Here is a 12,083-nt window from a genome sequence, read left to right on the forward strand (position 1 = left end):
CGCCCCACCCGTTCACCGCGCGGCCGGCTCCGCCCCCGCGCCGGGCTCCACCCCGGCGCCGGGGCCCGCGCCGCGGCCCGCGGGCGGCCGGTTCGGCCGGACGGCCCGGTGGACCAGGTCGGCGACGTTGTAGCCGACGATGCCGGCGATGTCGGCCAGCCCGGGAGTGCCGATGATCGCGTTGGCCTCACCGGCGGTGAGGCTGCGGTGCCAGCGGGTGTCCGCCTTGGGCTTCTCGTTGTTCCAGTAGGGGCGCGCCTTCTCCACGAACAGCTCCGCCTCGGCGCGCGCGGGCCCGTCGAGCCGTCCGATGTGCTCCTCGAGCTGCTCCTTGCCGACGTAGGGCACGAAGGAGCTCCAGTTGCCGCCGGCGTCGTGGATGCGGCCGGTGTCCGCCTTGTCCCGCAGCGGCAGGTGCAGGAAGGCGGCCAGCCGGTCGAGGTGCCGTTCCGGGCGCGCCATGTAGCCCTCGTAGCGCACCACCATGTGCGGGAGCCCGTGCGTGTTCACCGTCCGGAGCGCGTCGACGTAGGTGTTCCGCCAGATGTTCGCGCCCTGCCACAGCGGCTCGCCCGTCCGGTTGCGGTGGCTGATCGCGAAGGCGATCGGGTTGCGCGCGGTCAGGATGACGCTGAGCGGGGTCCGGTTCGCCGGGTCGGCCTGCTTCTGCTCGACGGCCCGGCGGAGCCAGGCGACGTACTTGCTCCCGTCGAGGATCGCCGCGGCGCCCAGCGACCGCGCGAGCTCCCCGTGCATGCCGAGGATGTCGTCGTACGACACGCGCTCGCGGAGCGCGTCGGTGAAGTGGCGGCACTCCCGGCCGAGCAGGGAGCACGGGCCGCAGACCATCCCGGCGTCCTTGTGGCTGAACCCGGGGACCTGGGTGAAGTTGTTCAGCTCGCCCACGTAGTGGGCCTTCTTGATCCGGGTCGTCATGTCGCGGCCGATCAGCGTCGACCCCGAGAACAGGGTGCCGAGGACGAAGACCGACGCCGGCGGCCGGTCCGGCGCCTTGGGCAGCCGCGATCGGAGGTTCACGAGCCTTCCGGGCACGGCCGAAGCCTCTTCCGTCTGAGAGTTCACGTTCACGCCCCCGGTGACGACGAGTGGAATCCATGCACCCTCTTACCCCGGTCTGTCCTGGTCGACGGCTCCGTGGCACAAGGAGGACACCCCGCACATTGTGCCGGTAGCGGGCCCGGAACGCGCGGGCCCGGGCCCGCGATCCGTTGTTCAGGTGGTGATCATGCGGGGGTCACCCCGTGCACGGGCGGGCGCTGCGGCCGGCGGCGAGGGTGGGGCCGCCCCGGCGCGGCGCCGCGGCGGAAGGAAGAGCGTTCATGAGGATGTGGCGGAGGGCCGCGGCGGTGTGCGCCGCGGTGTGCGCGGCGGCCGTGCCGGCGGTCGGGGTCGCGGTGCCGGCGGAGGCCGGGGAGCGGCGCGGGACGCGGTTCGACCTGCAGGCGCACCGGGGCGGGCTCGGGCTCGTGGCGGAGAGCACGACGGCGGCGTTCGCGAACGCGCTGGAGCTCGGCGTGAGCACGCTGGAGCTGGACGTGCAGATCACCGCGGACCGGCGCGCGGTCGTCACCCACGACCGGCAGGTCAGCGCGAAGAAGTGCCGGGACACCCGGCCCGCGTTCCCCGGCGACCCCGAGTATCCGTACGTCGGGAAGTACGTCAAGGACCTGACGCTGCGGCAGGTGCGGACCCTGGACTGCGGGTCGCTGACCCTGCCGGAGCATCCGGGGCAGCGGCCCGTGCCGGGGGCGCGGATGCCGCTGCTCGGCGAGGTGTTCGACCTCGTGCACCGGTACCGGGCCTACGGCGTGAAGCTCAACGTCGAGACGAAGGTCGAGGCGGGGGCGCCGCACGAGACGGCGCCGCGCGAGCAGTTCGTCCGGATCACGGCGCACGAGGTGCGCAAGGCGCGGATGCTGCGGCAGGTGACGATCCAGAGCTTCGACTGGGGCGCGCTGATGCGGATGCGGGAGGTGGAGCCGCGGCTGGAGCTGGTGGCGCTCACCAACCGCGACTTCCTGCAGACCGGGCAGCCTGGGCGGTCGCCGTGGCTGGGCGGCATCGACATCGACGACTTCGGCGGCGACCCGCTGGCGGCCGTCCGGTCGTTCGGGGCGTCCGCGTTCTCGCCGGTGCACGGCTTCCCGCAGAACGGGAAGGTCACCGACCCCGGCTACCGGCCCTACGTCACCCGGGACATGGTGCGGCGGGCGCACCGGCTGGGGCTGAAGGTGGTGCCCTGGACGGTCAACGACCCGGCCACGATGAACGCGCTGATGGACGACGGCGTGGACGGCCTCATCACCGACCGGCCCGACCTGCTCCGCGCGGTGATGGACGGGCGCGGGCTGCGGCTGCCGAAGCGGTACGAGGCGCGGAAGCCGCACCCCCGGGAGCGCGTCCGCGCCGGGTGACTCCGGACACGTCCGGGACGCGGAGGCCGGACCGCCCCACGGGGGCGGTCCGGCTCTCTTCGTGCGGGGACGCGGGCCGCGGGGGCGGAGGGGGGTGCCCGGACGGTCGGCGCGGCCGGGTATTTTAACTGCTGACCGCGCCCCGGCCGCATCATTCGTTGTCTTGAACCGTTCGCATTTATGAAGTTAGGTTGACGCCATGACCGCATCCCAGCCCCCGAACGCCGCCCAGGAGCTGCGCGGTGCCGGCCTGCGGGTGACGGCCGCGCGCGTCGCGCTGCTCGAGACCGTCCGGGCCGGCGACCACCTCGGCGTCGAGGCGATCGCGTCCGGTATCCGCGACCGCGTGGGCCACATCAGCCTCCAGGCGGTGTACGAGGCGCTGCACGCGCTCACCGCGGCCGGTCTCGTGCGCCGCATCGAGCCCGCCGGGAGCCCGGCGCGGTTCGAGGGGCGCGTCGGCGACAACCACCACCACCTCGTGTGCCGGCAGTGCGGCGCCGTCAAGGACGTCGACTGCGCGGTCGGGCACCCGCCGTGCCTCGACCCGGTCGACGACTCCGGGTACCTGGTCGACGAGGCGGACGTGACGTTCTGGGGCCTGTGCCCCCGGTGCCGGGCCGCCTGACGGCGGCGCCGGGCGCCCGGCGGCCGGGCCGGCCCGTGCGGGCCGGCCCGGAACGGTCGGTCAGGCGAGCGCGGCGAGGTCGTACCGGTCGAGGTTCATGACCTTGTCCCACGCGGCGACGAAGTCGGCGACGAACTTCTCCTTCGCGTCGTCGCTCGCGTAGACCTCCGCGACCGCGCGGAGCTCGGCGTTCGCGCCGAACACGAGGTCGGCGCGGCTGCCCGTCCACCGGACGTTCCCGGAGGCGTCGCGGCCCTCGAAGGTCTCGGAGTTCTCGTCCACCGGCTTCCACACCGTGCCCATGTCGAGCAGGTTCACGAAGAAGTCGTTGGTCAGCGTCCCGGGGGTGTCGGTGAGGACGCCCAGGGACGACTGCCCGTGGTTCACGCCGAGGACGCGCAGGCCGCCGACGAGGACGGTCATCTCGGGCGCGCTCAGGGTGAGCAGGTTCGCCCGGTCGACCAGCAGGAACTCGCCCGGGAGCTGATGCCCCTTCTTCAGGAAGTTGCGGAACCCGTCGTGCATGGGCTCCATCACCTCGAACGACTCCACGTCGGTCTGCTCCTGCGACGCGTCGGTGCGGCCCGGCGTGAACGGCACCTCGATGTCGTGGCCGGCGTCCTTCGCGGCCTTCTCGACGGCCGCGCACCCGCCGAGCACGATGAGGTCGGCCAGCGAGATCCGCTTGCCGCCCGTCTGCTCGGCGTTGAACGCCTCCTGAACCTGCTCCAGGGTGCGCAGCGCCGTCGCGAGCCGGTCGGGGTCGTTGACCTCCCAGTTCCGCTGCGGCTCCAGCCGGATGCGGGCGCCGTTGGCGCCGCCCCGCTTGTCGGTGCCGCGGAACGACGCGGCCGCCGCCCACGCGGTGGCGGCCAGCTGGGACACCGACAGGCCCGAGTCGAGCAGCCGCGCCTTGAGGGCGGCGACGTCCTCGGGGCCGACGAGCTCGTGGTCCACCGCCGGGACCGGGTCCTGCCAGACGAGCTCCTCGGTCGGGACCTCGGGGCCGAGGTAGCGGACGACCGGCCCCATGTCGCGGTGCGTCAGCTTGAACCAGGCGCGGGCGAAGGCGTCCGCGAACGCGTCCGGGTCGTCCTTGAAGCGGCGCGAGATCGGCTCGTAGATCGGGTCGAAGCGCAGCGACAGGTCGGTCGTCAGCATCATCGGCTGGCGGTTCAGCGTGCCGTCCTCGGGGTCGGGCACGGTGTCGGCGCCCGCGCCGTCCTTCGGCCGCCACTGGTGCGCGCCCGCCGGGCTCTTCGTCAGCTCCCACTCGTAGCCGAAGAGGACGTCCCAGAAGGTGTTGTCCCACTTGGTCGGGGTGGGCGTCCAGGTGACTTCCAGGCCGCTGGTGTGGGAGTCGCGGCCCTTGCCGGAGCCGTGGGTGCTCTTCCAGCCGAGGCCCATGTCCTCCAGCGGGGCGCTCTCGGGCTCGGGGCCGATGTGCTCGTCGCCGGGGGCCGCGCCGTGCGTCTTGCCGAAGGTGTGGCCGCCCGCGATCAGCGCGACGGTCTCCTCGTCGTTCATCCCCATCCGGCCGAAGGTCTCGCGGATGTCGCGGGCCGCGGCCACCGGGTCGGGGTTGCCGTTCGGGCCCTCGGGGTTGACGTAGATGAGGCCCATCTGCACCGCGGCGAGGGGCTTCTCCAGGTCGCGGTCGCCGCTGTAGCGCTCGTCGTCCAGCCAGGCGGTCTCGGGGCCCCAGAAGACGTCCTCCTCGGCCTCCCAGGCGTCCTCGCGGCCGCCGCCGAAGCCGTACGTCTTCAGGCCCATCGTCTCGAGGGCGACGTTGCCGGCCAGGATCATCAGGTCGGCCCAGGAGATCTTGCGGCCGTACTTCTGCTTGACCGGCCACAGGACGCGGCGGGCCTTGTCCAGGCTCGCGTTGTCCGGCCAGCTGTTCAGCGGCGCGAACCGCTGCTGGCCCGCGCCGGCGCCGCCGCGGCCGTCGCTGACCCGGTAGGTGCCGGCGCTGTGCCACGCCATCCGGATGATCAGCGGGCCGTAGTGCCCGAAGTCGGCCGGCCACCAGTCCTGCGAGTCGGTGAGGACGCGCGCGATGTCCTCCTTCACCGCGGGCAGGTCGAGGCTGTTGAACGCCTCGGCGTAGTTGAAGTCCTCGCCCAGCGGGTTCGCCACGGCGGGGTTCTTGGCGAGCATCTTCAGGTTGAGCCGGTCCGGCCACCAGCCGCGGTTGCCGCCGCCCTGCGTCGGGTGCGGGGCGCGGTCGTGCGCGACGGGGCAGCCGCCCTCGCTCGTCGTGCCGGTGTCGTGAACGTTGTCGGCCATGTCATTCCTTCCGGTGCTGAGGCGGGGTGGCGATCAGGAACTCTCGGCGGTGGAGCAGTCGGGACACAGCCCCCAGTAGACGACCTCGACCTCGTGGACCGCGTAGCCGCGATCGTCCGAGGCGGTCAGGCACGGCGCCTCGCCGACGGCGCAGTCGACGTCGGCGATCGCGCCGCAGGCCCGGCACACGAGGTGGTGGTGATTGTCCCCGACCCGCAACTCGTAGCGCGCCACGGACCCGGACGGCTGGATGCGCCGGACGAGCCCCGCGGCGGTCAGCGTGTGCAACGAGTCGTACACGGCCTGGTGGGAGACCTTGGGGAGGCGGCTGCGCACGGCGCCGATGAGCGTGTCCGTGTCCGCGTGCGGGTGCGCCTGCACCGCGCTCAGCACGGCCGTCCGGGGACGGGTCACGCGCAGAGCGGCCCCGCGCAGCATCCGCTGGAAGTCCAAGGCCGTCGCCACGTCGGAAAGACTGTCCCAGTTTCTTGAACGAGTCAAGAGTAGGAATCAATAAGGAGGAAAACGGCGGTCTCCACCCGTCTGACATGCCCGGACGTCCGGCGCGCGGCCCGGCCCGGCGGGTGCGGTCAGCCGTCGCGGAGGCCGAACAGGACGGTGAGGACGTCCTCGATGATCTCCGGGTGGTCGTCCTGGCCGCGGTCGAGGAGCCACTGCTGCTGCATGCCGTCCAGGAGCGCCAGCAGCGCCGTCGCGGCCGCGCGCGGGGTGAGGCCGCTCGGCAGCCGCTCGCCCCACCGCTCGGTGAAGCTCCGCACCATCCGCTCGCGCACCGTCGCGTAGTGGTCGCGGAAGTACTCCTGCGCCGGATGCCCGTCGGTGACGCTCTCGGCCATGAGGACGCTGTAGACCCGCGCCAGCCCGGGGTGCGCGTGGTCGTGCGCGACGACCTCGGCCATCTGGCCGGGCCAGTCCGCGCCGGCGTGCTCGGCGAGCAGGTGCTCGCGGTTGAGCTCCTCGCGGCGCCGCAGGATCTCGACCAGCAGCCGCTTCTTGCTCGGGAAGTAGTGCAGGACGCCCTGCCGGGTCAGGCCGACCTCGGCCGCGATCGCGTCGAGGGACGTCCCGCGGTAGCCGCGCGCGGCGAACATCCCGAGCGCGGCGGCCACGATCTCCTCGCGCCTGCTCCTCGTCATGCGGTCTCCACGGAACGACCGTATCGGCCCATGCCCGCATATCGCCCCCTATCCCTACCTACAGGTAAGTAGGTACGCTGCGCGGCATGAGCGAAACCGCGATCATCACCGGGGCGGCGGGCGGCATCGGGGCGGCGACGGCCCGGCGGCTCGCGTCGTCCGGCGTCCGCTGCGTGCTCGTCGACCGCGACCCGCAGGTGACGGACGTCGCCGCGCCCATCGGCGGCACCGCCCTGGTGGGCGACCTGACCGACCCCGACCTGTCGATGCGGGCCGCCGCCGAGGCGGGCGACGGCCTGGCGCTGGTCGTCCTCAACGCCGGGACGAACTCGCCCGACAAGGACCCGGCCACGCTCGACCTCGACCGGTACCGCGCCGTCGTCGGCGTGAACCAGCACTCGGTCACCTACGGGCTGCGGGCCGCGCTGCCGGCGCTGCGGCGCCGCGGCGGCGGCTCGATCGTGGTCACCGCGTCGCTCGCCGCGCTGCACGGCGTCGAGCAGGACCCGATCTACACGATGACCAAGCACGCGGTCATCGGCCTGGTGCGCGCCCTGGCCGGCCCGCTGGCGCGGGAGGGGATCAGGCTCTCCGCCGTCTGCCCCGGCCTCGTCGACACCCCGCTCACCGCGGGCGCGCGCGACCGCTTCCGGGCCGCGGGGGTCCCGATGCTCACCGCCGACGAGGTCGCCGCCGCGATCGTGGACACGCTCCGCGACGGCGAGCCCGGCACCGAACTCGTCGTCCGCCCGGGCCGGGCACCCGCGCGTTACTCCCCGGCCCCGCTCCCCTAACGTCCGCGCACCGCCGGTTCACCGCGGGTTGGTAGGTTGCGGCGTCCGGCCGTGCGGGACGTTCGCCGGGGAGGGTCCACGACGTGAGCGGAGCACCGGACGAGCTGCGGCGCGGGCTCGGGACGTTCGACGCCGTCGTCGTCGGGCTCGGCGCGATGATCGGCGCGGGGATCTTCGCGGCGCTCGCCCCGGCGGCCCGCGCCGCGGGGTCCGGGCTGCTGCTCGGGCTCGCGCTGGCCGGGGCCGTCGCCTACTGCAACGCGACGTCGTCGGCGCGGCTGGCCGCACGGTACCCGGCGTCCGGCGGCGCCTACGTCTACGGCCGCGAACGGCTCGGCGACTTCTGGGGCCACCTCGCCGGCTGGGCCTTCGTGGTCGGCAAGACCGCGTCGTGCGCGGCGATGGCCCTCACCGCCGGCGGCTACGTCTGGCCGGAGCACGCCCACGCGGCGGCCGTCGCCGCCGTGGTCGCGCTGACGGCGGTGAACTACGCGGGGGTGCGCAAGTCCGCGCTGCTCACCCGCGTGATCGTCGCCGCGGTCCTGGCCGTGCTGGCCGCCGTGGTCGCGGCCGTGCTCGCCTCCGGCGCGGCGGACGCCGCCCGCCTCGCCCCCGGCGCGGGCGCCGCCCCGGGCGGGGTGCTCCAGGCGGCCGGGCTGCTGTTCTTCGCGTTCGCCGGGTACGCGCGCATCGCCACCCTCGGCGAGGAGGTCCGCGACCCGGCCCGCACCATCCCGCGCGCGGTCCCGATCGCGCTCGGGATCGTCCTCGCCGTGTACGCGGCGGTCGCGGCGGCGGCCCTGGCCGTGCTCGGCGGCGACGGCCTCGCGCGGACGGCCGCGCCGCTGGCGGCGGCCGCCGACGCCGCCGGGACCCCCGGCCTGGCGCCGGTCGTCCGGGCGGGCGCCGCCGCCGCCGCGCTGGGCGCGCTGCTCGCGCTCGTCCTCGGCGTCTCGCGGACCGTGCTGGCGATGGCCCGCGACCGCCACCTGCCGCACGCGCTCGCCGCCGTCCACCCCCGCTTCGGCGTCCCGCACCGCGCCGAGCTCGCGGTCGGCGCCGTCATCGCGGCGGCCGCCGCGACCGCCGACCTCCGCGACGTCATCGGGTTCTCGTCGTTCGGGGTGCTGGCGTACTACGCGGTCGCGAACGCCTCGGCGTGGACGCTCGCACCGGACGAGGGCCGGCCGCCGCGCGCCGTCCCGCTGCTGGGCCTCGCGGGCTGCCTCGCGCTGGCGTTCGCCCTGCCGCGCGCGTCCGTCGCGGCCGGCGGGGCCGTCCTCGCCGCGGGCGCCGCCTGGTACGCGATCCGGCGTTTCACGACGTCACACGGCTAATCTTCACAAAGCCGCTATGGCGGGATACGTTCCCAACGTTAACGTCAGTCTCATAGAGCGCGGTGGTGCAATGGAGTCGTTGGAGACCTTCCTAGCCGATGTCAGCAGCTTCGTCTGGGGCCCGTGGTTGCTCATCCCCCTGCTGCTGCTGACCGGTCTCTATCTCACGATCTTGCTGCGCGGTCTGCAGTTCCGGCACTTCAAGCTCGCCTTCTGGCTGGCGTTCTTCAAACGCAGCGACGGCGAGGACACCGAGGGCGACATCGCGCACTACCAGGCGCTGACCACGGCGCTGGCGGCCACCGTCGGCGTCGGCAACATCGCCGGTGTCGCGACCGCGATCGCGCTGGGCGGGCCGGGCGCGGTCTTCTGGATGTGGTGCACCGGCCTCGTCGGGATGGCGACCAAGTACAGCGAGGCGTTCCTCGGGGTGCGGTTCCGGCGCAAGGACGCCGCCGGGGAGCAGAGCGGCGGCCCGATGCACTACCTCCGCGAGGGCATCCAGGGCCGCCTCGGCTGGTTCCTGGGCGGGTTCTTCGCCATCGCGGGCGCCATCGCCGCGTTCGGCATCGGCAACATGGTCCAGGCCAACACGGTCTCCAGCAACGTCGAGGCCGAGTGGGGCGTGCACACCTGGGTCACCGGGCTGCTGCTCACCGGCCTGGCCGCCGTGGTGATCGTCGGCGGCATCAAGAGCATCGGCCGGATCACCGCCGCGTTCGTGCCGATCATGATCGTCCTGTACGTCGTGGGCGCGCTGGGCGTCCTCGCGTTCAACCTCGGCGAACTGCCGGGCGCGCTCGGCCTCATCATCACCGACGCCTTCTCGGGCACCGCCGCCACCGGCGGGTTCGTCGGCGCGGGCGTCGCCGCCGCCATCCAGTACGGTGTCGCGCGCGGCATCTTCTCCAACGAGTCCGGGCTGGGCACCGGCGGCATCGCCGCGGCGGCCGCCAAGACGACGCACCCGGTGCGGCAGGCGCTTGTGTCGATGACCCAGACCTTCATCGACACCCTCGTCGTCGTCAGCTTCACCGCACTGACGATCATCGTGACGGACTCCTGGAAGACCGGCGGCGAGGCCGACGCGGCCACGTTCACCGCCCGCGCCTTCGACGAGGGCCTGCCGGGCGACTGGGGCAGCGTCATCGTCACGCTCGGCGTGCTGTTCTTCGCCTCGTCCACCATCCTCGGCTGGTCGTACTACGGCGAGCGCTGCATGGAGTACCTGTTCGGCCGGAAGGCCGTGCTGCCCTACCGGCTGGTCTTCATCGCGATGGTCTACGTGGGCTCGGTGTCCACGATCACCGTGGTGTGGAACTTCTCCGACCTGATGAACGGCCTGATGGCGCTGCCGAACCTCGTGGGCCTGCTCATCCTGAGCCCGCTCGTCTGGCGCGAGACGCGCGCCTACTTCAAGTCGGGACCGCAGCAGGAGCCGTCCGAGGCGGTCAAGACCTGACGAGCCGCGCACCGACACCCGCTCGGCCCCGGGACGACCGTCCCGGGGCCGTCGTCGTCCCGGGGGCGACCTACCTGAAACATGTTCTTGCGAAAGGTCGCACCGTGCCATTTGCGGCAATGGCGGCGATCAGCGGATAAGCGGAGTCGCCACACCGGCCATTTCCGCAATGTACGCCACATCTCTCACGGCAGCCTCAACCAGTGACACTGACATAGCTGCCAAAAGAAGTCGGGGATGTAGTCACCTTTCGGGCGTTGACCGCTCAACGACCCTTGCCTATGGTGTCAATAGAACGCGTTCTAGTAAGACGGTCGGAAGATCGGCGTCGACGGCGACGGCGTCCTCCGGCCGGCCGTCCCCGGTTCGCACCTTCCCCGATCCGCCGGCCACGGGCGGGCGAGGCCGGACCGCGGACTCCCACCCCACCCTCGGGTGCAGGCGCGACGCCCACGTCCCCGAAATGAGGACCCCCTTGTCCCGCATCAGCAAGAAGGCCGCGTTCCTCTCCACGACCGCCGCGGCCGCCCTGACCGTCGCCATGACCGCCACCCCCGCGCTGGCCTGGCCGGCCGGCAGCTTCACCGCCACCCTCGACGGTGACATGGTGATCGACGCGGGCATCCCCGCCACGTGCACCGACTCGACCCTCACCGGCAGCGTCGCGGCGGACGGCACGCTCACCGTCACCGGCGCCTCCGTGAGCGGCTGCGGCGTCACCGTCACCCCCGTCGGCCTGCCCTGGAGCGGCAGCCTCAGCGGCGGCGTCGCGTCCTTCGACGGCTTCCAGATGAGCGCCATCGGCTGCACCTTCGGCGGCGACATCACCGGCTCCTACTCCGGCGGCGAGACCTTCCCGGTCACCGCGGCGTTCACCGAGCAGACCGTCCAGCGGACGAGCGGCTGGCTGTGCCCGTCGTCCGCCACGATCACCGCCTCGTACACCTTCGCCCAGTCCTGATCCCCGGGACCGCAGGGTCCCCCTTCGCCACGGCCCCGGCGGGCGCCCGCCGGGGCCTATTGGCGACTCGTCAGTAACTATTGGCACAGCGCCAATTTCGTTCTACAGTGCAGGTCAGGCAGTGACCACACGACTCCGGCGGTCCCCGCCACGCACGTTCCGCGCCGGATGGGGGCGGGGGCCGCCGGTTCTCCCCGGGGAGACGCATGCCCGACGACCGGAGCGACACCCCCTCGCTGTGCAGGATCCTCGTGCCGCTCGCCGACACGAGGACGGACGGCGCCGCCCGGGTCCTCATCGACGCGCTGCTCGGCGAGGACGCCCGCGAGGAGGACGACCGGTGAACAAACATCGGCTACGTGCTGTACCCCGGGTTCACCGGCCTCGACCTGGTCGGCCCCTACGAGGTGATCAGCCGTCGGCCACCTGCTCACCGCCCGGCGCCGCCGCCCCGCCGCGTGATCACCCGGCCGGCGACGCCCCCGGCGTCGGCACGACGGCCTCGCCGCCCTGCTGCCGCCCGTCCGGGTCCGTCATCGTCTCCTGCGCGGCCCCGATCGACGTCACCTCGGTGACCCGCCACGTCCCGTCCTTGCGGACCAGCCGCATGTCCAGGTGCGAGCCCAGCACCCGCCGGGTGCCCGCCGAACTGCGCACCTCCGAGTCCATCACCACGATCGCGCGCGCCGTGGACTCGTCGACGTCCCCCAGGTACACGGCCCGCACGGTCGCCGACGCGTCCGCCTTGAGCTTCGTGATCACGCCCTCCAGCCCGCCGGTGAACGCCACGTCGTACGTCTTCGCGAAGTCCTCCGACGCGAGCGAGAGCACCCGGTTCCGGGCGTCCTGCAAGTGCTCGTGGTCGTAGCTGAGCAGCGCCTGCCCGAACTCCCCGGCCTGCCGCTCCACCGCCTGCCGCGCCGCCTCCTCCTGCGCGGCCCGGTCCGCCCGGTACCACTGGAGCCCCGCCGTCGCGACCGCCGCGACCAGCAGGAGCCCGACCCCCGCACGCCCCCACGC

Annotated in this window: 12 protein-coding genes; 7 read left to right on the plus strand and 5 right to left on the minus strand. The window is 73.2% G+C overall.

From position 1 onward, the window contains the following. Nucleotides 1-12 precede the first annotated feature (12 nt). Entirely contained in the window at nt 13-1,038 is a 1,026-nt protein-coding gene (locus tag DMH08_RS13770) for a hypothetical protein (RefSeq protein WP_125614337.1), read from the minus strand. 302 nt (nt 1,039-1,340) lie between these two features. On the opposite strand from DMH08_RS13770, the gene DMH08_RS13775 reads away from it, so the two are divergent. Together DMH08_RS13775 and DMH08_RS13780 are read left to right on the plus strand one after the other, a co-directional pair. Beyond that, entirely contained in the window at nt 1,341-2,435 is a 1,095-nt protein-coding gene (locus DMH08_RS13775) for a glycerophosphodiester phosphodiesterase family protein (protein WP_233617574.1), read from the plus strand. A gap of 199 nt (nt 2,436-2,634) precedes the next feature. Then, nucleotides 2,635-3,063, plus strand: a complete 429-nt coding sequence (locus DMH08_RS13780) for a Fur family transcriptional regulator (RefSeq protein ID WP_026403740.1) — start codon at nt 2,635-2,637, stop codon at nt 3,061-3,063. A gap of 60 nt (nt 3,064-3,123) precedes the next feature. Here DMH08_RS13780 and katG read toward each other — a convergent pair whose 3' ends face one another. From katG to DMH08_RS13795, 3 genes are all read right to left on the minus strand, one after another. After that, nucleotides 3,124-5,352: a catalase/peroxidase HPI gene (gene katG, locus DMH08_RS13785; RefSeq protein WP_125614340.1), complete on the minus strand. Its 2,229-nt coding sequence runs from the start codon at nt 5,350-5,352 to the stop codon at nt 3,124-3,126. 33 nt (nt 5,353-5,385) lie between these two features. Continuing rightward, nucleotides 5,386-5,790, minus strand: a complete 405-nt coding sequence (locus DMH08_RS13790; RefSeq protein WP_199747777.1) for a Fur family transcriptional regulator — start codon at nt 5,788-5,790, stop codon at nt 5,386-5,388. 152 nt (nt 5,791-5,942) lie between these two features. After that, nucleotides 5,943-6,509: a TetR/AcrR family transcriptional regulator gene (locus DMH08_RS13795; protein WP_026403737.1), complete on the minus strand. Its 567-nt coding sequence runs from the start codon at nt 6,507-6,509 to the stop codon at nt 5,943-5,945. Nucleotides 6,510-6,595: 86 nt separating this feature from the next. On the opposite strand from DMH08_RS13795, the gene DMH08_RS13800 reads away from it, so the two are divergent. The 5 genes from DMH08_RS13800 to DMH08_RS40100 all read left to right on the plus strand — a co-directional run bounded on the left by DMH08_RS13800 (nt 6,596) and on the right by DMH08_RS40100 (nt 11,407). Then, entirely contained in the window at nt 6,596-7,303 is a 708-nt protein-coding gene (locus tag DMH08_RS13800) for an SDR family oxidoreductase (protein WP_125614343.1), read from the plus strand. An 83-nt stretch (nt 7,304-7,386) separates the two neighbouring features. Beyond that, nucleotides 7,387-8,640 carry an APC family permease gene (locus DMH08_RS13805; protein WP_125614346.1) on the plus strand — a complete coding sequence of 418 codons (1,254 nt, stop codon included), beginning with the start codon at nt 7,387-7,389 and terminating at the stop codon, nt 8,638-8,640. 70 nt (nt 8,641-8,710) lie between these two features. After that, nucleotides 8,711-10,102, plus strand: coding sequence for an alanine/glycine:cation symporter family protein (locus tag DMH08_RS13810; RefSeq protein WP_034519237.1), 1,392 nt, complete (start codon nt 8,711-8,713; stop codon nt 10,100-10,102). A gap of 475 nt (nt 10,103-10,577) precedes the next feature. Beyond that, the gene (locus tag DMH08_RS13815; RefSeq protein ID WP_026403734.1) at nt 10,578-11,063 is read left to right on the plus strand and encodes a hypothetical protein; all 486 of its coding nucleotides are present in this window, start codon (nt 10,578-10,580) and stop codon (nt 11,061-11,063) included. A 206-nt stretch (nt 11,064-11,269) separates the two neighbouring features. Next, the gene (locus DMH08_RS40100; protein WP_158642301.1) at nt 11,270-11,407 is read left to right on the plus strand and encodes a hypothetical protein; all 138 of its coding nucleotides are present in this window, start codon (nt 11,270-11,272) and stop codon (nt 11,405-11,407) included. A gap of 118 nt (nt 11,408-11,525) precedes the next feature. Here the strand turns inward: DMH08_RS40100 and DMH08_RS40105 are convergent. Continuing rightward, the coding region (locus tag DMH08_RS40105) for a hypothetical protein (protein ID WP_442778638.1) at nt 11,526-12,083 on the minus strand (558 nt) is incomplete at its 5' end.

Source organism: Actinomadura sp. WAC 06369, from assembly GCF_003947565.1.
Lineage (GTDB): Bacteria > Actinomycetota > Actinomycetes > Streptosporangiales > Streptosporangiaceae > Spirillospora > Spirillospora rifamycini.

Excerpts from the sequence above, each read along its gene's own strand:
- DMH08_RS13775 (WP_233617574.1), top strand. The coding sequence starts at position 1,341 with ATGAGGATGTGGCGGAGGGCCGCGGCGGTGTGCGCCGCGGTGTGCGCG.
- DMH08_RS13780 (WP_026403740.1), top strand. The coding sequence starts at position 2,635 with ATGACCGCATCCCAGCCCCCGAACGCCGCCCAGGAGCTGCGCGGTGCC.
- katG (WP_125614340.1), bottom strand. The coding sequence starts at position 5,352 with ATGGCCGACAACGTTCACGACACCGGCACGACGAGCGAGGGCGGCTGC.
- DMH08_RS13790 (WP_199747777.1), bottom strand. The coding sequence starts at position 5,790 with ATGCTGCGCGGGGCCGCTCTGCGCGTGACCCGTCCCCGGACGGCCGTG.
- DMH08_RS13795 (WP_026403737.1), bottom strand. The coding sequence starts at position 6,509 with ATGACGAGGAGCAGGCGCGAGGAGATCGTGGCCGCCGCGCTCGGGATG.
- DMH08_RS13800 (WP_125614343.1), top strand. The coding sequence starts at position 6,596 with ATGAGCGAAACCGCGATCATCACCGGGGCGGCGGGCGGCATCGGGGCG.
- DMH08_RS13810 (WP_034519237.1), top strand. The coding sequence starts at position 8,711 with ATGGAGTCGTTGGAGACCTTCCTAGCCGATGTCAGCAGCTTCGTCTGG.
- DMH08_RS40100 (WP_158642301.1), top strand. The coding sequence starts at position 11,270 with ATGCCCGACGACCGGAGCGACACCCCCTCGCTGTGCAGGATCCTCGTG.